Source organism: Acidimicrobiia bacterium (assembly GCA_040880805.1).
Lineage (GTDB): Bacteria > Actinomycetota > Acidimicrobiia > IMCC26256 > DASPTH01 > DASPTH01.
Genome location: JBBDHW010000010.1, coordinates 24,120 through 46,260 on the forward strand (window position 1 = coordinate 24,120; position 22,141 = coordinate 46,260).

Annotated in this window: 21 protein-coding genes and 1 pseudogene; 5 read left to right on the plus strand and 17 right to left on the minus strand. The window is 68.4% G+C overall.

Going from position 1 to position 22,141, the window contains the following annotated elements; genetic code table 11:
• The first annotated feature begins 24 nt into the window (after positions 1–24).
• Positions 25–309: a DUF1330 domain-containing protein gene (locus WD271_01995; GenBank protein MEX1006598.1), complete on the plus strand. Its 285-nt coding sequence runs from the start codon at positions 25–27 to the stop codon at positions 307–309.
• A gap of 37 nt (positions 310–346) precedes the next feature.
• Here WD271_01995 and WD271_02000 read toward each other — a convergent pair whose 3' ends face one another.
• From WD271_02000 to WD271_02060, 13 genes are all read right to left on the minus strand, one after another.
• Positions 347–1,627 (minus strand): cytochrome P450, encoded by a 1,281-nt coding sequence (locus tag WD271_02000; GenBank protein ID MEX1006599.1) that lies wholly within the window; start codon positions 1,625–1,627, stop codon positions 347–349.
• Between the two features lie 23 nt (positions 1,628–1,650).
• Positions 1,651–2,769 carry an AMP-binding protein gene (locus tag WD271_02005; protein ID MEX1006600.1) on the minus strand — a complete coding sequence of 373 codons (1,119 nt, stop codon included), beginning with the start codon at positions 2,767–2,769 and terminating at the stop codon, positions 1,651–1,653.
• Positions 2,759–4,339: a class I adenylate-forming enzyme family protein gene (locus WD271_02010; protein ID MEX1006601.1), complete on the minus strand. Its 1,581-nt coding sequence runs from the start codon at positions 4,337–4,339 to the stop codon at positions 2,759–2,761. Before WD271_02010 ends, WD271_02005 begins: the two co-directional genes overlap by 11 nt.
• A gap of 97 nt (positions 4,340–4,436) precedes the next feature.
• On the minus strand, positions 4,437–5,069 hold the full coding sequence (locus WD271_02015; GenBank protein MEX1006602.1) for a hypothetical protein: 633 nt from the start codon (positions 5,067–5,069) through the stop codon (positions 4,437–4,439).
• Between the two features lie 2 nt (positions 5,070–5,071).
• Positions 5,072–6,538 (minus strand): fatty acid--CoA ligase family protein, encoded by a 1,467-nt coding sequence (locus tag WD271_02020; protein MEX1006603.1) that lies wholly within the window; start codon positions 6,536–6,538, stop codon positions 5,072–5,074.
• Between the two features lie 29 nt (positions 6,539–6,567).
• Positions 6,568–7,365 (minus strand): enoyl-CoA hydratase/isomerase family protein, encoded by a 798-nt coding sequence (locus WD271_02025; protein ID MEX1006604.1) that lies wholly within the window; start codon positions 7,363–7,365, stop codon positions 6,568–6,570.
• Complete coding sequence (locus tag WD271_02030; GenBank protein MEX1006605.1) at positions 7,356–8,159, minus strand: enoyl-CoA hydratase/isomerase family protein; 804 nt, start codon at positions 8,157–8,159, stop codon at positions 7,356–7,358. Before WD271_02030 ends, WD271_02025 begins: the two co-directional genes overlap by 10 nt.
• Entirely contained in the window at positions 8,156–8,932 is a 777-nt protein-coding gene (locus WD271_02035) for an SDR family NAD(P)-dependent oxidoreductase (GenBank protein ID MEX1006606.1), read from the minus strand. Before WD271_02035 ends, WD271_02030 begins: the two co-directional genes overlap by 4 nt.
• Positions 8,929–10,830 (minus strand): NAD(P)/FAD-dependent oxidoreductase, encoded by a 1,902-nt coding sequence (locus WD271_02040; protein MEX1006607.1) that lies wholly within the window; start codon positions 10,828–10,830, stop codon positions 8,929–8,931. The genes WD271_02035 and WD271_02040 overlap by 4 nt, the downstream gene beginning before the upstream one ends.
• A 5-nt stretch (positions 10,831–10,835) precedes the next feature.
• Positions 10,836–11,684, minus strand: a complete 849-nt coding sequence (locus WD271_02045) for an enoyl-CoA hydratase/isomerase family protein (GenBank protein MEX1006608.1) — start codon at positions 11,682–11,684, stop codon at positions 10,836–10,838.
• A 27-nt stretch (positions 11,685–11,711) separates the two neighbouring features.
• Positions 11,712–12,539: an amidohydrolase family protein gene (locus WD271_02050; GenBank protein MEX1006609.1), complete on the minus strand. Its 828-nt coding sequence runs from the start codon at positions 12,537–12,539 to the stop codon at positions 11,712–11,714.
• 22 nt (positions 12,540–12,561) lie between these two features.
• A complete protein-coding gene (locus WD271_02055) occupies positions 12,562–13,848 on the minus strand; it encodes an acyl-CoA dehydrogenase family protein (GenBank protein ID MEX1006610.1) in 1,287 nt (428 codons plus the stop codon).
• A complete protein-coding gene (locus tag WD271_02060) occupies positions 13,845–15,035 on the minus strand; it encodes an amidohydrolase family protein (protein MEX1006611.1) in 1,191 nt (396 codons plus the stop codon). Before WD271_02060 ends, WD271_02055 begins: the two co-directional genes overlap by 4 nt.
• A gap of 81 nt (positions 15,036–15,116) precedes the next feature.
• Here WD271_02060 and WD271_02065 point away from each other — a divergent pair, with 81 nt between their 5' ends.
• Complete coding sequence (locus WD271_02065; protein MEX1006612.1) at positions 15,117–15,869, plus strand: FCD domain-containing protein; 753 nt, start codon at positions 15,117–15,119, stop codon at positions 15,867–15,869.
• Between the two features lie 9 nt (positions 15,870–15,878).
• Here the strand turns inward: WD271_02065 and WD271_02070 are convergent, their stop codons facing one another.
• Together WD271_02070 and WD271_02075 are read right to left on the minus strand one after the other, a co-directional pair.
• Positions 15,879–16,103: an SDR family oxidoreductase gene (locus WD271_02070; protein MEX1006613.1), complete on the minus strand. Its 225-nt coding sequence runs from the start codon at positions 16,101–16,103 to the stop codon at positions 15,879–15,881.
• A gap of 61 nt (positions 16,104–16,164) precedes the next feature.
• Positions 16,165–16,698 (minus strand): annotated as a pseudogene (locus WD271_02075) (SDR family NAD(P)-dependent oxidoreductase).
• Between the two features lie 131 nt (positions 16,699–16,829).
• Here WD271_02075 and WD271_02080 point away from each other — a divergent pair.
• Both WD271_02080 and WD271_02085 read left to right on the plus strand, forming a co-directional pair.
• Positions 16,830–17,978: a CoA transferase gene (locus WD271_02080; GenBank protein ID MEX1006614.1), complete on the plus strand. Its 1,149-nt coding sequence runs from the start codon at positions 16,830–16,832 to the stop codon at positions 17,976–17,978.
• A 269-nt stretch (positions 17,979–18,247) separates the two neighbouring features.
• A complete protein-coding gene (locus tag WD271_02085; protein MEX1006615.1) occupies positions 18,248–18,616 on the plus strand; it encodes a hypothetical protein in 369 nt (122 codons plus the stop codon).
• A gap of 25 nt (positions 18,617–18,641) precedes the next feature.
• Here the strand turns inward: WD271_02085 and WD271_02090 are convergent, their stop codons facing one another.
• Together WD271_02090 and WD271_02095 are read right to left on the minus strand one after the other, a co-directional pair.
• The gene (locus WD271_02090) at positions 18,642–19,862 is read right to left on the minus strand and encodes a cytochrome P450 (GenBank protein ID MEX1006616.1); all 1,221 of its coding nucleotides are present in this window, start codon (positions 19,860–19,862) and stop codon (positions 18,642–18,644) included.
• A gap of 40 nt (positions 19,863–19,902) precedes the next feature.
• Positions 19,903–20,475, minus strand: a complete 573-nt coding sequence (locus tag WD271_02095) for a carboxymuconolactone decarboxylase family protein (GenBank protein MEX1006617.1) — start codon at positions 20,473–20,475, stop codon at positions 19,903–19,905.
• A gap of 28 nt (positions 20,476–20,503) precedes the next feature.
• On the opposite strand from WD271_02095, the gene WD271_02100 reads away from it, so the two are divergent.
• On the plus strand, positions 20,504–21,985 hold the full coding sequence (locus tag WD271_02100; protein MEX1006618.1) for a class I adenylate-forming enzyme family protein: 1,482 nt from the start codon (positions 20,504–20,506) through the stop codon (positions 21,983–21,985).
• Positions 21,986–22,141: the final 156 nt, after the last annotated feature.

The following is a 22,141-nucleotide window of genomic DNA, read 5'->3' on the forward strand; positions in this document are numbered from 1 at the left end:
GCCCCGAGAGATGAGGAGAAGCGGATGCCGAAGGGGTACGTGATCTTTACCGAGGCCATCAGGGACCCCGAGGGTATGAAGGCGTACGGTCAGGCCGCACGACCCGCGTTGGCGGGCGTCTCCGTGCTCGCCGTCGACCAGGCGCCCGAGGTCCTCGAGGGCGAGTGGCACGGCAACCAGACCGTCATCCTCGAGTTCGAATCGGTCGACGCGGCTCGGAAGTGGTACGAGTCGGCGGAGTACAGCGCGGCCGTACCGCTTCGACAGGCCGCGGCCGACGCCAACGTGGTGATCGTGTCGGGTTTCTGACCGGGTCGGATGACCGACGTCGGGTTGGACGCGCCGCTCACCGGACGGGGGTGAACTCCAAGTACAACTTCTGCAGGCCGCGGAGAATGTAGGTCGGCGCGTACTGGTAACGACGCGCGCCCGCGGCGCCATGCTTCGTCTCGGAGATCTCGATATCCGCCATGCGATCGAGCAGTCGCTCGAGGCTGACGCGGGCCTCGGCGCGCGCGAGCGGCGCGCCCGGGCACGAGTGAGGGCCGTGACCGAAGGCCACGTGCTGCCGAGCGTTCCCGCGGTCGACGCGGAACTCGGCGGGTTGCTCGAACCGGCGAGGGTCGCGGTTCGCAGCTCCATTGAGCACCATCACGGTGGTCCCGGCTGCCATGTCGACGCCGGCGATCGTGGCCGGGACGCGTGACAGTCGGAAGTCGCCCTTGATCGGACTCTCGATCCGCAGGGTCTCCTCGACGAAGTTGGGGATGCGGTCGCGTTCGTCGCGGAGCAATTGCTGGAGGTCCGGCTGCTCGCCGATCAGCTTGAGCGCGGATCCCAGGAGACGAACGGTGGTCTCCTGTCCCGCCGCGAACAGGTTGGCGGCGATGCGGACGACGTCGATGACCTCTGGCAACGACCCATCGGGGAACGTCGCGGTCGCGAGACCCGTGAGCACGTCTTCGTGAGGCTCGCGTCGCCGGTCCTCGACGTAGCCGGTGAACTGTTCGTACAGAAACTCCAACGGCCTATGCGCGAGTGTGTCATCGCGGGTGCTGCCGATGGTGCTACCGCGGCGCGGCCTGCCCTGCAGCGCGTCACGGAACATGTCGTGGTCGGCTTCGGGCACACCGAGCAGGTCCGCGACGACCAGTATCGCAAAGGGCCCGGCGAACTCCCTGATGAACTCGCACTCGCCCTGGCCCACGAACTCGTCGATCTGACGATCGGCGAGCCGCCACATGAACGCCTCGTTCTCCTTGAGCCGTTTCGGCGTGATCAGCCGCATCAGCAGCGCGCGGTGGGCGGTGTGCTTCGGCGGATCGAACGCCGGCAGCTGGTCGCTCATCGGGAGCTCGTCGCGATACTGCTCGATGAGCGCGCTGACGTCGTCGCCCTCGAGTGGCACCGGGAACCCGGGGAACGGTCCGCTCATCGAGTTGCACGACGAGAACGTCGCGGTGTGGTTGTACACCGCGACCGCCTCCTCGTACCCGGTCACCATCACGACACCGTGGTGCGGCTCGCGCCGTACCGGGCACTCGCTCCGGAGGTAGTCGAAGTACGGGTACGGGTCGACGACGAAGGACTCGTCGCGGAAGAAATCGAGGGCGTCGAAGTCGCTCACAGTCGCGAACGTACTCGCAGGCGTCAGCCGTCTGCCGCCCGGTGGGCCGCGCTCTCGTCCAGGTCAAGGTGGAGGTATCCCTCGGCATCGAGGCGTCCGAGATCACCGGTCTGGTAGAACCCGTCCTCCGTGAAGGTCTCCCGACGCGTGCGGCCACAGATGCCGCGCATGAGGTTCGGGCCGCGCAGCTGGATCTCACCCGCGACGCCCGCGCCGACCGGGACCCCGGTCTCGACATCGACGACCCGCACCTCGACATCGGTCATGCCGAGGAAGTTCGGAAGCGTGCGCTCCTGTTGCGGCCGGTGCTCGGTGAGGAGCGTCGCCCCGGCGATCAGGGCCGAGAGGAGGCCGGTACCGAATCCCCCGACCCAGAAGAACGGCATCGGGATGTAGAGGCGGCCGTCGGGTCCGAGTCGTCGAGCGTCCAATCCCGCGGCGGTCGCGCCGAGCGCACCACCGTGGGTGTGGATCACGCCTTTGGGCTGACCGCGGCTTCCCGACGTGAAGATCACCACCAGGTCGTCGGCGGGGCGGACGGCCGCGTCCAGCGACTCCACGAGCTCTGCGCGGAACGGTTCGTCCCCTTGTCGGCGACGCGCCGCGTCCCACAGAGTGATCGACCGCAGTCGTGGGAGCGCCTCGACGAAGAGGCCGGTGGCGGGAACGAGTCGCGGAGAGATCGACGCGAGGTCGGCGACGTAGTCACGATCGCGGAACGTCGGGACGAGCACGAGGTGCTCGACCCCCGCCGCGCGCAGATGCGCGGCGAGTTCCGGCGGACGGAGCAGCGTGCTCAACGGTACGACGGTCGCGCCCGCTCGACTGGCACCGATCGCGACGACCGGCCACGCGGTGCCGTTCGGCATGAGGATGCCGACACGGGTGCCCTTGCTCACTCCCGCCGTCGCGAACCGGTATGCCGACGCGGCCGTCTCCCGTTCGAGCTGCCCGTACGAGAGCGTGTCGTCGTCGGTGACGACGAAGGCCTTGTCGGGTTGCGCCTGCCCCCACCGGCGGACGAGCACGGGGACGGTGAGGCGCTCAACTTTTCGCTCTTCGCGCTTCGCGCCGGGCCGCTTGGGCCCCGCCTCGCTGCTCGGCGGGATACCCGACTCGCGGCCGCTCGTCTCAGGGCTCATCGAACAGGGCAACGATCTGGCGCTGGTCGGGCTTGCCGCTCGAGAGCATCGGCAGGTCGCCGGGAGCGATGCAGACGAATCGCCTCGGCACCTTGTACGCGGAGAGCCGGGCGCGCAGACCGTCGCGGACGCGGTCGAGGTCGACTGCGCGCTCCGGTTCGGCGATGATGACCGCACCGACGATCTGGCCCCGTTCCGTATCGGGGATCCCGATCACGAGAACGTCGAGGCCTCCGGTGACCTCACGCAACGCAGACTCGACTTCGCGCGGCGACACGTTGGCGCCCGCGGTCTTGATCATGTCGCCGCGTCGGCCCTTGAAGTAATAGAAGCCGTCGTCGTCGACAGTAAAGAGGTCGCCGGTGCGGTACCACTCATCGGCCGTGAAGACGTCGCAGTGCTCCACTCCGTCGTAGCCCTCCATCAGAGCCGGCCCCCGGAACCACAGCTCGCCGACAACGCCGTCGGGTACGTCCTCGAGGGTGTCCGGGTCGACAACGCGCGCATCGAGTCCGGGGACGGGACACCCGAACGAGCCTCGACGTCGCTCGGGTTGGTCGGCTTCGTCGGGGCTCATCAGGCACACGCTGCCGGTTTCGGTCATCCCGAGCATGTTGTGGCGCAACTCGGGATCGGCCGGACGCACGCCTTCGGGCGACAGCGGGTAGAGGTTGCCGGATCGGATCGACGAGAAGTCCCGGGTCGCGAAGCTCGGGTGCGCGACGAGGGACGCGATGGACGCGACGAAGCCGTTCGTCAGCTCGGGCCGTTCGCGTTCGATGAAGTCGAGCGTGTCGGCGGGATCGGGCGCCGCCGAACAGAGCAAGGTCGCGCCGGCGACGAGTGTGCCCACGACGTTGTAGGCGAGCCCTCCGATCCAGAACATCGGCGAGTTGGAGAACAGCCGCACGCCGACGTCGAGACCGCGAAGACCGTTCAGGGTCGCAAGGTGGTTCAGGAGCGGACCGTGCTGGTGGATCACGCCCTTCGGCGTGCTCGTCGACCCGGAGGTGTGGACGATCGCCATCCGGTCGTCGGACCGCACGTCGCCCTCGACGGCGTCGAGCAGCGAGTCGGGCACCGTGTCGGCTCGCTCCTCCAGCGATTCGAAGCCAGCTTCCAGCCAGACGTGCCGGAGGAACGGTGCTGCGGTCGGGCGGACCGCTCCGGGTCCGGAGCCCTCGGGTCCGGTATAGGCCGCCTCGCTCAGCGCGGCGACGTAGTCGTTCCCTCGGTACGACGGCACACCGAGCAGGACGTCGACAGCGGCGCGTCCGAGCAGGTCCCGCAGCTCGATCGGGGTCGAGAACGTACTGATCGGCACCGCGATCGCCCCGATACGGACGGTCGCGAGCCACGCAGTGACGAATGCGGTGCCGGTCGGGAACAACAGGCCGATCCGGCTTCCGCGTCCGGCACCGGCGGCCAGCAGCCCGCGCGCCAGCACCCGGCTGCGGCGCTCGGCACCGGCGTAGGTCAGCCGTTCGTCGTCGCAGACGACGTACTCGACGTCGGCGTGCTCGGCCACGCGATCGCGGAGCACGCCGCTCACCGTGGTCAGGGCGCTCATGCCTCCCCGCTCTCGGCGGCTGCGCCGACTGCCCCACCTCGGGCGAGCTCGGGCCCCGCTCGATGCTCGCCGGGGTACCCGGCTCGCGGACGCTCGCTCATGGACGTCGAGGAGAAACGGCCGGGAGGGATGCACGATCGCCGGCGGCAGCCAACATGTGCGCTTCGCACAACACCGTGCCGTCCAGCTGGAGTTCGGCGCGCGAGCGGATCCGGTCACCTTCGATCGATCGCACGGCGTACACGGCGAGTGGCGTGAGCAACGGAGTCGGCCGACGGAAGCGGAGCGACAGCTCCGCGGTCTTGCCCGCGAGACCGAGGTCGCAGTTGAGTTGCTGGAGCACGCAATCGAAGAAGACCGCGAGGAATCCGCCGTGCACGATTCCAGGAGGCCCTTCGTAGCAGAGCGGGAACTCGACCGTTCCGCGGCCCTCGGTACCGCGCGCTCGGAACTCGTAGCGGGGAAAGCATGGGTTGTAGTCGCCGATGTCGCGCGAATGGTCGACGTACACGCGCTGATCGTCGGCCGCCTCGTGGCCGATCCTCGGGGACGGATCGCGCGGCATCGCGTCCGCCAGGCGTCGCTGCGCGTCGCGCAGCACACCGATGAGCGCCACCAGCTCGGGCGAGCCGTGCTCGAGCGCGAGCACGGTGCTGGTCAGTTCCCGCACCACCGCGGCCAGCTCGACGACCTCGGGCAAGGGCTGCTCGCCGAACGACCACGGTTCCACGATCACACCCCGCGCGTCGCGACGACGCCGTCGAACAACGCTCGGATCGCAGCAAGGTCGACCTTGCCGGAAGTGGTCCGCGGGAGCTCGTCGACCACGGAGACGGCGACGGGGAGCTCGTACGGCGCGAGGTGACTGCTCGCGTGCGCCAGCAGCGATGCCTCGTCGATCTCCCGGCCGGGGAGGCGTTCGATGGCCGCGACCGGCACCGCCCCGAGTCGAACGTCGCTGATACCGATGACCGCCGCTTCCTTCACCGCGGGGTCACGTTCGAGCGCGGCGCGCACGACCTCGGGCTGCACCTTGTATCCGCCGCGCAGGATGGTCTGGTCGGCGCGACCGACGATCCAGAGGAAGCCGTCGGCGTCGAGCCGCGCCAGGTCGGTGGTGCGCACCCATTCGTCGGTGCCCAGCTGCGCGGCACGGACCTCGAGCAACCCCACTCCACCGGGCGGGAGCTCGGTACCGAGCTCTGCGTCGACGACGCGCAACTCGCAGCCGTCGTGCGCGCGACCCACGCTCCCTCGCTTCTCGCCTCCGTACCGCCGGCGATCGGCGAGGTTCCACCCGGCGACCCCACCACCGAACTCCGTGGCGCCGTACGAGGTCAGGACCGGGACCCCGTACCGCTCGGTGAAGGCTTCGGCGACGTCCGGATCGAGGGGCGCCGTCCCGGAGACAGCCGAACGGACGCTGTCGAACACCTCGGGATCGACGTTCGCGTCGAGCACCATTCGCAGGGCGGTCGGCACGAGGCTGACGGTCTTCGGCCGATGGCGTCGGACCGCGTCGACCCATGCGTCGACGGTGAAGCGCTCGAGGAGCACGATCCTGCGTCCGTCGAGCACCGCCTGCACGACGCGGAAGACCCCGCTGACGTGCACCAACGGAGCGCTGACGATGACTACGCCGTCGCGCAGCCGCAGGTCGGCGTCGCCGGACTGCTCGTAGTGCTTCGCGCCCCGCATGACCAGTTCGAGGGTCTCGTAGCCGAGGTCGATCCGCTTCGGAGGTCCGGTCGTGCCGCTCGTCAGCATGCGAACGGCGGTGCCGCGCGCCGCTCGGAACGCTCGTCGCGGGCCCGTCGGGAGCGTGAGGTCGAACGCACCGTCGAGGTCGCCGAGCGCGACCAGCGCGGTCGACGGGCGCAGCGCATCGAGGTCGAGGAGCGCGAGATCGTCCGGCTCGCCGATGAGCATCGGCAACTCGAGCCCGGCGACGTCGGCGCGCAGCCGCTCTCGCCCCAGCAACGGATTCACCGTCACCACGCATGCCCCGGCGCGCAGCAGACCGAGCACGACGCCGAGTGGGCCAGGACGGTTACGCAGCATGACCCCGATCGGCGCTCCCGCTCCCAGTCCTGCGTGGTGGAGCGCGCCATCGACGTGATCGGCCGCGGTCGCCAGGTCGCGCCAGGTCCACCATCTTCCGTTCGACTCGACGGCCGGTGCCGCCGGGTCGAGGGCCATGACCGCGCCGAGGCGCGATGAGAGCGTGGTCACCGGACCCTCGGTTCGCGGTGATCGATCCCCGTGCGCTCGACCTCCTCGGCGCCGATGGGATTGCCGAGGCGCGTGTACATCAGACCCTGCTCCACCGCGGCGCGATAAGGCTTGTCCAGCGATTCCCAGACCGCGCGCACCGTGCCCTGCGTCGCCACCGCCGGGTACGAGGCGATGAGGCAGGCCAGGTCGTGGGCGTGCGACCAGAGGTCCTGCCGACGCACGACTTCACTGACCAGGCCCAGCCGCAGCGCCGTGTCCGCCGAGATCCGTTCGCCGTTGCCCGTCAACGCCATGCGGAGCGTGTCGCCGAGTCCGATGCGTCGCATGAGCCCGATCGGTTCGATGGCCGACACGAAGCCGTAGGTCACGTGCGAGTCGAAGAACGTCGCGTCGTCGGAGCAGATCACCACGTCGGCTTCGTTGAGGAAGTAGAAGGCTCCTGCGGTGCAGATCCCGTGCACCGCGCACACCACGGGCTTCCAGAGCTTCTGCCACTTCGGGCTCAGGTACTCGCCGGGGTCGAGATGGTTCCAGACGATCTCGGGTTGGCCGAAGCTCTGCTTCGTGTCGAGGCCAACGGAGAAGGCTCGTTCACCAGCGGCGCGCAGCACGACCGCGTTCACCTCGTCGTCGGCCTTGACGACGTGCCACGCGTCGCGGACCTCCTCGCACATCTGCCGGTCGAACGCGTTGAGCGACTCGGGGCGGTTCAAGGTGATCGTCGCAACCCGGTCGGCAGTGTCCACGTCGTAGCGGATGGTCTCGTAACCAACTCCCCTGATCACTCGCACCTCCACTCGGGATCGCGATGCTCGAGGAACGCACGGGGACCCTCCTTCGAGTCTTCCGTGTGGAGGACGCGCTCCCGGAACGCCTCCGCGATCAGCTCCGCCTCGTAGAGGGGCAGACCGAGCCCCTTCCTGATCGAGAGACGCGTGCCCCGTACCGCAAGAGGAGCGTTGCGGTTGACCATCGCCGCGAGCTCGCGCAACCGATCGGCCAACGCGTCGTGCTCGACGATCTCGGTGACGAGGCCGAGCTCGTATGCCCGCTGCGCGCTCATGCGCTCCTGCTTCCCGAGGAGCGCCATCCGCATCGCCACGTTGACCGGGATCGCCCGTGCGACCCTCACCATCTCGCGCCCGGAGGCGAGCCCGATGCTCACGTGCGGATCGAAGAACTCGGCGCGCTCGGACGCGATCGCGATGTCGCCGGTGGTCACCAGGTCCAGGCCGGCACCACAGCAGATGCCGTTCACCCCGACGATGATCGGCTTCGCCATCGAACGAAACGGTGGTGTGGCCTCCTGCGGAGCGTCCCACTCCCTGACGTGCGACAGGTACCGGCCATGGTGAGGAACGCGCCCGTCGTCGGGAACTCCTTCCACGTCGGCACCGGAACAGAACGCGCGACCGGCTCCGGTCACCACGATCGTCCACACGTCGTCGTCTGCCTCCGCTCGTGTGTACGCATCGCGCAGCTCGGTGCTCATCGTCAGGTTCACTGCGTTGAGGCGGTCGGGGCGGTTGAAGGTGATCAGGGCGGTGCGATCATCGACCTCGTAGAGAATGGTTTCGTATGTCATCGGACGACGTAGCCTCCGTCGACGATCAGTTCCTGGCCGGTGATGTAGCCGGCCTCCTCGCTGGCCAGGAACAGGATGGCGTCGGCCACGTCGTCGATCGAACCCGTACGGTGCATGGGGACGCGTTGACCGAACGCGAGCATCCGCTCCTCCTGTTGTGCCTCGTCGAGACCGAGCCGCTCGCCGGTCGTCATCGGCGTTCGCATGAACCCCGGCGATACGCAGTTGACCCGCACTCCCCGACTCGCAACTTCCCGCGCGACGTGCCGCGTGTAGCTCACGATCGCGCCCTTCGCCGCCGCGTAGGCCGCACCGCCGGTGCACACGCTGGCAGCGATCGAGGCCACGTTGACGATGGCCCCCGTCCCCGCCGCGAGCATCACGGGGATGGCCGCCCTCGAGCACGCGTACACGCTCCGGAGATTGACGCGGAGCAACTGGTCCCACGTATCCTCGGCCGCGTCCCACGTGTCGCGCGCATCGTCCTGGGCGATACCCGCGTTGTTGACGAGGACGTCGACGCCACCGAACTGCTCCACCGCTTCTCCCACGACACGCCGCGCGACGTCCAGTGCGGAGACGTCGCCGACCACCAGCCGACCGGTCGACCCTGCGGCGCAGACCTCCTCGATCGTTTCGCTCCCGCGTTGTTCGTCGAGGTCGACGACCACGACGCGCGCCCGTTCGCGTGCGAAGCGGATCGCGGTGGCTCTGCCGAAGCCCGACGCAGCTCCCGTGACGATCGCGACCTTGTGCTCGAGACGAGCGCTCATGATCCGCCCCGGCGCAGGACGAAGTCGTCGAGCGCCGGCTCCTTGGTCATCTGCCAGTAGTCGATCAATTTCCACGGCGCGTTCGTCGTGACGCGGCCCGTGCTGTTGTTGTAGTAGCTGTGAACTCTCGGATGCCGCCACACGAGCTGCTCGTGTTCGGCGTCGACCCGTTCGTTGTACGCGTCGTGCACGTCACGCCGGCACTCCATCGTGGCGTACCCGCGCTCGACCATGGCACCGATCGCCCTGACGATGTAGTCGACCTGGCATTCGAGCACGAAGATCACGCTTCCGACGACCGGGTTCGTGTTCGGCCCGTAGAGACAGAACAGGTTCGGGAAGCCGGGCATCGTGATCCCGAGGTACGCGCGCGGGTCTTCACCCCACTCGTCGTGAAGCGCGGCTTCTCGCCCGATGATCTTCATCGGCCACAAGTACTTGTTGGGGTGGAACCCGGTTGCGAGGATGACCGCATCGGCGTCATAGGAGTCGCCCGACGCGGTCACGACCGAGTGCGGCTCCACTCGAGCGATGCGGTCCGTGACGAGCTCGACGTTGCTGCGGAGGAGCGCGCGGAACCAACCGTTGTCCTGCAGGATGCGCTTGCCCAGTGCCGGGTAGTCGGGCAGGACCTTCGCGACCAGGTCGGGACTCGCCGCCAACTCCTGCTCGAGGTGCGCAGTCATGATGCGACGGAGCTTGTCGTTGGGCTTGCTGATCGACCGGTCTCGGTCGGGCCAGGTCGGATCGACCCGGAACGCCGGGTACATGCGGTCGGAGCTGTTCCAGAACATGAGGAACCGGTACCAGCCGGCGTAGTGCGGCACGTTGTGGAACAGCCACTTCTCACCGTCGGTGACGGCGCGGTGGTAGTTCGGGTTCGGCATGACCCAGTGGCGTGACCGCTGGAAGATCGCGAGCCGCTCGACCTCGGGCGCGATCGCCGGTACGACGTGCATGGCGCTGGCGCCGGTGCCGATCACCGCGACCCGCTGCCCGCGGAGCTCGACGTCGTGGTTCCAGCGCGCCGAGTGGAAGCACGGGCCGTCGAACGAGTCGAGACCGTCGATGTCGGGGATGGATGGTCGGTTCAGCATCCCGACCGCGCTGATCAGCGCGTTGACCTCGACGTGGTCCTCGGTGTCGCCGGGCCCGCGCAGGCGCAACGACCACGTGCCGCGCGCGTCGTCGAACGTCGCGTCCTGCACCTCGGTTTCGAACCGAACGTTCGGGAGGACGGCGTACTCCTTCGCGCACCGGGCGATGTAGTCGAGGAGCTCGTCTTGGCGGGCGTAGTAGTGCGACCAGTCGGGATTCGGGAAGAAGGAGTACGAGTAGAAGTGGTTGGGGACGTCGACGCGGAGATCGGGATAGGTGTTCTCGAACCAGGTCCCGCCGGCCTCCGCGTCCTTCTCGAACACCGTGTACGGGATGCCCGCCTGCTCGAGACGGATCGCAGCACACAGGCCACCGAGGCCCGCCCCGATGATCCCGACGTGGAACCGCGCCAACACGGCCTCGGTCGGCCGCCGTGTCCACACGAACCGCCGGCGGTCGAGACCGTCGAAATTCGCTTCCTCCTCGACCAACCTCACGTAGTCAGGTGCGATCTCCTCCCCTGCACAGAACTCCATGATCCGGTGCAGCGACGCGTCGTCGATCGTCGGCGTGGCCGGCTGCACGGGGTGGTCGAGATCGGCGAGCACCGCGAACGCCTCGGCGCGGATCGCCTCAGCTTCCTCGGGCGGCAGCGTGCCCGGGCCACGACCGTGGTCGAACAACCGGGGATCCCGGTAACGGTCGACGAGCGTGAGGTCGCCGGTCAGGTGCGCGACGGCCGACACCAGCACCGCGAGGTTGGCATCGGCCAGTGCCCGCGAGAGGACCGACGGATCCACCGCAGTCACCGAAGACCGTCGACCTCGAAGTGCGCGTCGCGCTGCTTGAAGGCCTCGCTCGTACCGACTTTCGCGCGCGCCTTCACGAAGTTGTACTCGTCGTCCTCGAAACGGAGGTTCGTCGCGAACGCGTGGACGAGGAACCCAGTGGCCTCCTCACCTGCGTACGCCCGCGTCTGCTCCACGAGCGAGAAGCTCGTCTTGGCGATAGCCAAGCCGTCAGCCGGCATCCGCGCGACCTTCCGGGCCCACGCTTCCGTACGGTCCGCGACCGACTCCGGATCGCAGACATCGGTGAACAGCCCCAGGTGCTCGATGTCGGCGGCGGTCACGGTGTCGCCGGTCAGGAGGAGGCGCCGGGCCAGCACCGGTCCGAGCCGGTAGAAGAAGAGGTGCAGGTTGCCCAACGCGGGGCCGAGCAACCGTGCACCGGGCATCCCGAGCTGCGCGTCGCGAGCGACCACTGCCAGATCGGACATGAGCGCCAGCTCGAACGCGCCGCCGAGCGCGTACGTCTCGACCTGGGCGATGGTGATCTTCGGGAACGCGAGATAGTCGTGGTAGAAGCCGAAGCTCTCACGGTCCACGCCGAGGCGCCTCCGCTGGCTCGGTCGCCGGCCGGCGTCGTCGGAGCCGTACCACGAGTACGAGTTACTCATGTCCGCCCCGGTGCTGAACACGCCGTTGGCGCCGCGCAGGATCACCACCTTGATGTCATCGTCGGCCGCGAGCTCCTCGAGGTGCTCGCCCATGGCGCGACGCATCACCGGGTCGTAGGCGTTGCGTCGATCCGGATTGTCGATCGTGAGTCGCGCGACGTGGGCGACCGGGTCTCGCTCGAGACGAACCCGCATGTCACGTTCGCTCGTATCCATCGTGACCTAGCTTTCGAAGAAGAACTCCTGTGCGTTCTGGTACAGGTAGGCGTCGAGGACGTCCGGTGAGATCTCCAGCGCCGCCGCTTCGGTGATGCACCGGGTGATCGAGAGTACCGGCGAGTCCGAGGCGAAGATCACCCTTCCCCGGCCTCGCGTGGACATGAAGTGCAGCAGCGACTGCGGAAGGTGACGCGGCGACCAGGCGGAGGTCATCAGCCGGAGGTTCGCGTACTTGATCATCAGGCGGATCGCCGTGTCCCACCAGGGATCCGCGCCGTGGATCATGCACAACTCGAGCTCCGGGAACCGAACGCAGACGCGATCGAGATGGATCGGGTTCTGCACGTCCCCCGGGATCGGCGGACCGGGCAGCCCGGTGTTGATGCACACCGGGAGGCCGAGCTCGCAGCACTTCGTGTAGAGGGGGAAGTACACCGCATCGCTCGGTGGGTACATGCCGTCGCCCCAGAAGCTGGGACCGACGATCGTGTAGGCGACCTGATGATCGGCCACGAAACTCTCGAGTGCCCGCAGGTTCGGCATGGGGCGCAGGAGATCGTGGCCGCTCGCGCCGAGACTGAAACGGTCCGGATACGCATCGACGAACGAGAGCGCACGGGTCGACGGTTTCCGGAAGCTGCTCAGGAGCACGCACCGTTCCACCCCCATGCGGTCCATCTCGTCGAGCAGCTCGGGAAGTTCCCGGCTCGTGAACATGGACTCGCCCGCCTTGAAGTAGTCCTCCTTGACGCGCACCATCCATCCGGGTTGCTCCGTGTCGCCCATGTCCGTGTTGACGAGCAGGTCATGTGCTCGTGCCACGACCCCCATCGACGGTTCCTCCTCCCCGAGATCAGCGGTCGCCGTCAGGAGCGAGCACGCGCGCTTGGACCTCGCGGAAGGGGAGGCCCAAGTTCTGGTCCGGCTCCCTCGGGAGCCCGAGCGCGCGCTCACCGATGACGTTGCGCTGGATCTGGTCCGTGCCGCCGTAGATCGACGACGCGGCGGCGAACACCAGCGCCTCGGCATAGCGCCCGCCGACGGGGCCGTCGGGGGACCACAGCATTGCGGCAGGCCCGAGGATGTCGCACGCGATCTCGGTGGAGAGCTTCGCGATGCGAGATTGCGCGAGCTTCCCGATGTTGGCCAACCCCGCACCTCGGCCGCGCGCCGTCTCCGGCACCGATCGCTTGGCCGTCCACTCGCCGGTCCTCACGCACTCGACCAGGCGCGCAAGCTTCTGACGGATCACGGGATCGTGCTCTCGTCCGCACGACCGGGCGAGTTGGAAGAGCTCGTCGACCGCGAGCACCTTGCTCGTCGATGCGGGTGGCGCGCGCCGGGCCGCGTCGCCGGCGCGCAGCGCGAGGAAGCCGCCTTTGGGCCCCGCGGGCGGGAACCCGCTCATGATCCCACCGGCACCGATTCCCGCGCGTTCGAACATGAGGGTGGTCTGCGTGACCGCCCATCCGTTGTTCCGGCCTCCGATGAGGTCGGCGTCGGCGACGACCGCGTCGTCGAAGAAGACCTCGTTGAACAAGGCGTGGCCCGTGGCCTCGACGAGAGGCCTGATGGTCACCCCGGGCTGGTCCAACGCGAAGGCGAACCACGAGATGCCGGCGTGCTTCGGCACGTCGAAGTCGGTGCGGGCGAGCAGCATCCCGTAGTCCGCGCCCATGGCCATGGAGCTCCAGACCTTCTGACCGGAGATCAGCCAGTGGTCGCCGTCACGGGTTGCGCGCGTCGAGAGACCGGCCAGATCCGATCCCGATCCCGGTTCGCTGAACAGCTGGCACCACGCGACCGAGCCGTTGTAGATCGCGGGAACGAACCGCTCGATCTGCTCCTTCGTGCCGTGGGTCGAGATGGTGGGCGCGGCCATCAGGAGCCCGAGACCACTCGGCGGTTGGACCGCTCCGTGACGCTGGAAGGCGGCGCGCACCGCGACCACCGAGCGCCGCGAGTAGCCGAGTCCTCCCCATTCGCGCGGGAAGTGCGGGGCCGTCCAGCCGCACGCACCGACCCGTTCCCACCACTCGGCGACGGTCAGATCCGGGTCCCAGTGCTCCTCGAGCCAACGCGACACGTCGGCGAGCAGCTCGGCATCGTCGTCCGTCGGCGCGGCAACGGTTTCGGTCACGCGGCAGCTCCGTGCCCGAGCAGGTTCAGGCAGTTGTCCCGCATCACGAGGCGAATCTCGTCGTCGGCGAACGCGTGGAGCTCCTTGACGAAGTCGGCGGGGCGCGCCAGCCCCTCACCGTGGGGCCAATCGGACCCGAAGAGCACCCGTTCGACCCCGATGAGGTCGGCGAGCTTGCGCATGTCCTCCTCGTAGTACGGCGTCACCCACACGTGCTGCCGGATGGTTTCGAGTGGGCTCTGCTGGAAGGCCCACGGCGTCTGGTTCGCCTGCTTCGTCAACCGCTTCACCAACAGGTGCAGCCAGTCGGAGCCGTTCTCGATGCTGGCCACCCGCAGAGCCGGGTGACGGTCGAACACACCGTGCACGACCATGCTGCCGATCGTGTCGTGGATCGGCCGGTCCGACACCACCAACTTCGTGAGGACGTCGACACCGCGGAACGGCTCGAAGTAGTCCCTGGCGCCCCACGCGCCGGCGAATGCCTCGTAGCCGCTGTCGCCGAGGTGGAAGGCGACCGGGACCGACGCCTCGGCGAGGCGTGCCCAGACGGGGTCGTGCGCGGGATCGCCGAACGACCGGCCACTGATACTCCCGACGGTCGGCACCGGCGCCGGGCGAATGTGCACGATGCGCGCACCTCGTTCGAGCAGCCACTCGAGTTCGACGAGCGCGGCGTCGGGATCTGCGAGCGACAGCATCGGGACCGCGATGGTCCGGTCCTGGTACGAGAACCCCCAGTCCTCGTCGAGCCAGCGATTGAACGCGCGCAAGGTGGCCATGGTGGCCGGGATGTCGTCGCGCAACGCCTGCTCGATGCCACAGCCGAGCGTCGGGAACAGCACCACGGCGTCGAGGCCCTGCGCGTCCATCACCGCGATCCGAGCGTCGCGGTCCTGATACTCCGGACGCAAGGGTTCGACCTGCATGAGCGAGCGAGGGTCGACACCTTCGGGCACCTGACCGCGGAACATCAAGTCCATGCAGCCCGCCACGATGATCGGATCGAACGTCGGGTTCGGGATGAAGCGGAACCTCCGGCCACCGGCGAGCAGCAGCGTGTGGCTGCCCTGTTGCACCGCCTGCACGCCGCGCTCCCGGAAGTCGCGGTCGAGGTGGCGGGTGCACGCGTCCACCGTCTCGTAGTAGTGGTTGTCGGCGTCGACGGCGCGGCGCTCAGCGTCCATGACCACTCCGTTCGCTCGGCCCGCACGATCGCAACGCGGGAAACATTATAAGGTTTTGACGATGGACGCGCCGGAGGCGTCGTGACGACGACGAGGACCACACGATCACGCGAGAAGCCGGAGCAGATCGCCGACGAGCTCCGCGCGCTGATCGTCAGCGGCCGGCTCGCCGAAGGCGAGTCTCTCGGTCGGGAAGGGGATCTCATCGAGCGCTTCGGCGTGTCGCGCCCGTCGCTGCGCGAGGCGCTGCGCATCCTCGAGGCGGAAGGACTGATCACGGTCGTGCGCGGAGTGCTCGGCGGCGTCATCGTCCATCAGCCCAACGAGCGCATGACGGCGAGGACCGCCTCGCTCGTCCTCCAGGCACGCAACGTGACACTCGGTGACGTGCACCAGGCGCGCACGGTGATCGAACCGGCTGCAGTGCGGATCCTCGCGTCGTCGGCGCGGCGCAGGGCGGTCGACGAGCTCGAGTCCCTGGTCGAAGCGCAACGCGCGGTCCTCGACGATCCGGAAGCGTTCGGGCGCGCGAACGCGCGGTTCCACGAACGGCTGGTCGCGCTCACGGGGAACCAGACGTTGGGCATCGTCGCGGAGATGCTCAACGAGGTCGTCGCGCGTGCGGTGACCGCGGTGAGCCGAACGAAGCCGCCGAGCAGCTCTCTCGCGACGCGCCGCCGTGGGATCCGGTCGCAGGAACGGCTGATCGAGCTCATCGCGATGGGTGCGAGCGTCGACGCCGAGGTTCACTGGCGGGCGCACATGGAAGCCGTCGGCAAGGTGATGATCGGCCAGCAGGCCAAGTCCGTCATCGACCTCTTCGATCACTACTGAACCGCCGGATCACTCGCCGGCCGACTGGAGCGCGGTGAAGTCGAGCTCGGGCAGCGGTTGGTGGCTGAGCGCCCCACCGTCGATGGTCAACTGCGTACCCGTCACGTACTTCGACTCGTCCGACGCCAGGTACACGACGCCGGCAGCGACGTCGGCGGGCTCTCCGAGATACGGCAGCAGCACGTTCTTCTCGAACGCGGCGCGGAGCTCGGGGTTCGCCAGGATCGCAGTCATCTGCGGCGTTGCCCGTGAAGATGAAGCCGACGATGATGGCGTTGGCGCGGATCCGCTCCTTGCCGTAGTCGACGGCCATCTGGCGCGTGATGGAATTGATCGCGCCCTTGGAGGCTTGGTACGCGGGTCGTCCCGGCAACGACTGCTTGCTCGAGGTCGCCGAGATGTTGACGATCGAGCCCGCACCGGCCCGGCGCATCTCGGGGATCGCGTACTTGGTCGCCCAGAAGGTGCCCTTCAACGAGATCCGCATGATGTTGTCGAAGGTGTCGTTGTCCATCGTGTCGATGTGGGAGTCCCTCCCGCTCCCCGCATCGTCCGAGATCGCGTTGTTCACCAACGTCGTCAGCGCACCGAACTCGTCGACCGTCGCGCGCACCGCGCCGGCGACCTGGTCCTCGTGGCCGTTGTCGGCACGCACGTACAGGGCTCGCCCGCCCGAGTCCCGAACCCCGGACTCGACCTCGCGGCCCAAGTCTGCGGAGCGGCCGGTGAAGGCCACGGCTGCGCCTTCACGGGCCAGCATCTCGACGACACCGCGGCCGATCCCACGTGTCCCGCCGGTCACCAGCGCTACCTTGCCCTCGAGCCTCATGGTCGTCCCTGCTTTCGTTCCGGCGTGGTGAATACATATAAAGGTATGTACCCTCACGCCGGCAAGTCACGCGCGCTGGGCGACCGAGACCGGGAGAGGCAATGAACGAGATGCCGTCGACGAGTTCGCCGATGCCCGGTCCGCTCGACGGCGTCCGGGTGCTCGACCTGTCACAGGTCGTGTCCGGCCCGATCTGTGCACGCGTGCTCTCGGATCTCGGTGCGGACGTCGTGAAGGTCGAGCCACCCGAGGGCGACGTCATCCGCACGCTCGAGCCGCGCGTCGGCGACGAGCCCGTGAGCGTCTACTTCACCTGGGCGAACGCCGGAAAGCGTTCGGTCTCGATCGACGTGCGCGCGCCGCGCGGCAACGATCTCGTGCGAGAACTCGCGGCGACGAGTGACGTCGTGCTCGAGAACTTCCGACCCGGCGTCCTGGAGAAATTCGGGCTCGACGCCGACACGTTGCTCGCGCGCCGTCCCACGCTCGTCTATTGCTCGATCAACGGATGGGGCTTCGCGAACTCGTGGTCGCAGCGGAGGGCGTACGCCGCGATGGTGCAGGCCGAGGTCGGGCGCGTCGAGCTCGACGCGCGCCTTCGGAACGCGCCGCCCGAGCAGAGCCCCCACGTGGACGGCGACATCACCCCGGGGCTCCTCGCCGCCAGCGCGGTCGTGGCAGCCCTCTACCAACGCGAGCGCACCGGGCGGGGTCAGCACCTCGACGTCTCGATGGCGGAAGCGCTCTTGTACACCGACGAGTGGACGTCGACCGAGCTCGCATCCTACGACGGCCCTCGAATCCCGGACACGTGGAACTATCCGATCTTCAGGTTGGCCGACGGCACCGACGCAGCGTTCATGGGCGACCCCCACCGCCGTCTGCCCGAGGTCGCCGCCGCACTCACGGACGCACCGGTCGCCCCTACCGAGTCACGCGAGGAGACGCTCGAGGTCCTCGGGCGGCTGTGCGCGAACGTGCCGGACTTCGCGTCGCTCGAGGCCCGGCTCGACAAGTTCGGGTTCCTCGTGGGCGAAGTCCGCACCGTGCGCGAGCTGGCCGAGACACCGTGGGCGCGCGAACGCGAGGTGTTCGTCGAGGTGGAGCCGGGAGCGCGGGTCACGTCGGCACCGTTCCGTTCCGACACCTCGGCCATCGGCGTTCGCGGCCCGGCCCCCCGCTTCGGGGAGCACACGCGCGCCGTGCTGCGCGAACGTCTCGACCTCTCCGACGACGCGCTCGATCAGCTCGAGGCCGACGGCATCATCACGTCCGCGTGACGGCGACCACGACACCTACGCTTCCCACATGAGCGAGATCTCCTACGCCCGGGGTACGCCGACCTCGGCCTCGTTGCCCGCGGCTACCCGACGGAGCAGTCGCAGCACGCGTTCGGACTCTCGTTCAGCTCACGACTCCGGTCGCGTGGTGGTTCCTCGCAGGCATCCACACCGCGGGGCCGCGCCTCACGCCCCAGACCTTCAAGCAGGGCCTCTTCTCCATTCCGCCGCGTGGCGGCGCGCTGGCCGGGCAGCCCGACACCAGCCTGGTGGCGTACGGCAAGGGCCCGAAACTCCCGTACGACGAGTACGCCCTGAGCGGTTACGACTTCGCTCCGTACTGGTGGGACACCGAGACGACGGGTCCGTCGAACGGCCTCGGCACCGTGGGTAAGGGTGTCGGGTTCTTCGCCGGTGGCGCCAAGCGCTACGTGGCGACCACCTGGCCGAAGAAGGAGTTCGCGTGGTTCGACAAGAGCCAGTCGATCGACGAGTTCCTCACTCCTGCGACGCCACGGCTCGGATACGCCGGTGACTGCAAGGGCTGCCCGTCGACCGGCGGCTCCGGACAACCGGGCGCGCCGAGCCAGACCGCCGTCGTCTTCAAAGCCGGCGGCGACGGCGCCGCGGCCGCGTAACGAGTGAGCAGCTCAGCGGGCACGGTCAGCGCACCCGCACCGGCACCGAGCTGTAGCCACGCACCGTGCTGGTGTGCACCCACTCGAGCCCGCGCTCGTCGATCTCCCAAGTCGGGAACCGCCGCAGCGTCTCGGTGAGCCCGACCGTGCCCTCGAGGCGCGCCAGCGCGGCCCCGATGCAGAAGTGCGTGCCGTACCCGAACGCGAGGTGCCGGTCGATCACCCGCCGCACGTCGAAGCGGTCGGGATCCTCGAAGTGGCGCTCGTCGCGGTCGCCCGAACCGTTGAGGAGCGCGAGTCGCGAGCCGCGCGGGATGACGGTGCCGTGCAACTCGACGTCGCGCGAAACCCATCGCGACTGGATCGGCGACGGCGCCTCGTAGCGCAGGAGCTCCTCGATGGCGTTCGGCACGAGCGATGGCTCGTCGATCAGGAGCTGGCGCTGGTCGGGGTGCTTCGCCAACGTCACCGCCGCGAAACCGAGCAGCCGGGCCACCGTCTCGGTGCCCGCTGACGAGATGAGCTGCACGAAGCCGGCGATCTCGTCGAGCGTCAACGTGCGAAGCTCACCGTCGTCGTCGATCTCCGCGTGCACCAAGCCGCTGATGAGGTCGTCCTGCGGATCCGCGCGCCGTTGCTCCATGAGCTCGGGCAGGATCGCCCACGCGTCGTTCGCGATCTCACCGCTCTCCGAGACCAGCGAGCGATCGATCCCGTGCCTCAGCATCGTGTCACCGTCGTCGATGTGCAGGCTGCTGTCGGCCCGTTCGCGGAACTCGGCCGCATAGCCGTCGGGGTAGCCGACCAGAGCGAGGATCACGGTGGGCGGCAGCAGGCCGGCGAACGTCTCGATGTAGTCGAACTCGTCCTGCCCGTCGACGGTATCGAAGAGGTCGTTGCAGAGCTTGGCGATTCGGCGCTCGAGGTCGGCGATCCGCCGGGGCGTGAAGGCGCGGCTCACGAGCTTGCGCAGGCGTGTGTGCTCCGGCGGGTCCTTCATGATCATCATCGGGATGTTCTCGTACGGCTCGTCGGCGATCATCTCCAACACGATGCCGTGACCGGACCGGTACGTGTCGGTGTCGAGCAGCCCGTTGAGCACGTCGTCGTAGCGGCTCAGCGCGTAGAACCCGTGCCGCTCGTTGAAGTACACCGGCGACTCGTCGCGCAACCGCTTCCACGCGGGATACGGGTCGGCGTCGATCGCGTAGTCGTACGGGTCGTAGTAGAGATCGGTGACGGTCATCCCCGCTACTCCTGAGATCCCGCGGTGCGATGCACCATACTCACTCACTCGCCCGCGCGGCCGGGCTCGTTTCCGCGGGATCGGATTGCAGTCCGAACGAGTTGAACGCCATCGCCAGCAACGCGTAGGCGCCCACGGTGAAGACCAGATCCATCAGCTGACGTTCGTCGAGCGCGTCAGCAAGTTCGTCCCAGGTGGACTCACTGACGGTCCAGCCTGAGAGCAGCTCATCCGTCGCACGCATGAGTGCGGCGTCGCCGGCCGACCAGCCGGGAGCGTCGGGTCCCTCGGTCGTTCGGGCGATCGCTTCGTCGTCGACCCCCTCTCGACGCGCGATCACCTCGTGCTGTTCGCGTTCGAACGCACACCCGCAGATCACCGCGGTGCGGAGAACGAGGAGCTCGCGGGTGCGCGGTGTCAGCGTGGACTCGAACAGCAGGTGACGATTGAAGGCCAGGTACGACCGCGCAAGGTCAGGATGACGCGCCAAGGTGTCGAGCGGCACCGGCACCTCGGTCGCGTCCCGCCGCAGCCACCCCTTCAGCGCGACGCGCACCTCGTCCGGCAACGTTCCGCGTGGCAATGGCGGGATTCGCGGTTCAGCGTCGGGCATGGACTTGACATCGTATATTTTCCCGGTCATGCGGACACTCACTGACGTACTCCGGAGCCGGTCGACCAGCGATCCGGACCGGGTCGCGCTCGACTTCGAGGATCGAACGTTCACGTTCGGCGAGTTGCAATCCCGTGCGGACGAGTGGGCCACGGCGCTGGCGGCGGCCGGCGCCGCGCGTGGTGCCCGCATCGCCCTGATGTCCGCGAACCGGCCGGAGTTCGTGTTCGCGGTGTACGGCGCGTTGCAACTCGGTGCTTCGGTGGTGATGTTCAGCCCGGCGTGGAAGGCCGCGGAGATCCAGCACGCTGGTGGGGTCGTCTCGCCGGCTCTCGCGCTCGGCGACGAGGCCGGGTGCGCGGCGCTGGCCGATGCGCTGCCTTCGGTGCCGTCCCTCCTGCTCGACCGCGACCTGCAGTCGTCCGCGGAGCCCGGTCCCGTCGTCGACGACGTCGACGCGGACGCGGTGTTGGTGTTCAGTTCCGGCACGACCGGCTTGCCGAAGGCGGTCCGCCACACGCACCGGACGCTCGGCCACGCGGTCAAGCACTGGATCACCGCGCTCGGCCTCACCGACCACGATCGTTTCCAGGTGGCGACGCCACCGGTGCACATCCTCGGGCTGCTCAACATCGTCACCGCGGTCGCTGCGGGATCCCGCGTTCGCCTGCATCCGCGTTTCGACCTCGACGCGTCGCTGCGCGCGATCGCGGAGGAGCGCATGACACTCGAGATGGCGGTCGCGCCGATCGCACTCGGTTTGGCGAACCATCCGCGGCTCGAGGACTTCGACCTGACCTCTCTGCGCTACATCATGTGGGGCGCGACGCCCGTGGCCGAGGAGGTCGCGCGTACCGTCACCCGTCGATCGGGCGTGCGCTGGCTCCCCGCCTACGGCACGAGTGAGGTGCCGGTGATCGCGGCGAACCCCGTACAGACTCCCGACCGCTGGCGCCTCGACAGCGTCGGCCTGGCCGTGCCAGGAGTAGAGGTGCGGATCACCGATCCGGAGAGCAACGCGGTGCTCGCTGACGGCGCGACCGGCGAGATCGAGGTGCGGAGCCCGTCGGCGATGGCCGGATACCTCCCCGACTCCGAGACCGCGCCGTCGTTCCACGACGGCTGGTACCGCACCGGCGACATCGGCTGGCTCGAGCCCGCAGGGTGGCTGCACATCACCGACCGGCTCAAGGAGATGATCAAGGTTCGCGGGTTCCAGGTTGCGCCCGCTGAGATCGAGGCGGTCCTGCACGCCGACGACAGAGTGCGCGACTGCGCCGTGTTCGGAGTGGAGGATCCGCAGCTCGGTGAGGCAATCGTGGCCGCGGTTGTGCCGGTGGCCGGTGCCGTCGTCGCGCCACAGGAACTGGAGGCTGCAGTCGCGGAGCAGCTTGCGAGCTACAAGCGCATCCGCCATCTCGTCTTCGTCGACGAGATCCCGCGGCTGCCGTCCGGGAAGGCACTCCGGCGCCAGCTCAAAGAACGCTGGCACGACCAGTCACTCAGCTGAGCCAGGCTCACGCTCGCTCGCGCCGCTCAACGCCGCGTGTCCGGAGTTCGCCGACGCGCGGAACCTGCTCAGATCGCCGGCTATGGGCGCGCCTTGCGCGACGTTATACGGGTGATCTTGTCAAGCACCCTCGTGTTGGGGATCGCGGTGGCGTAG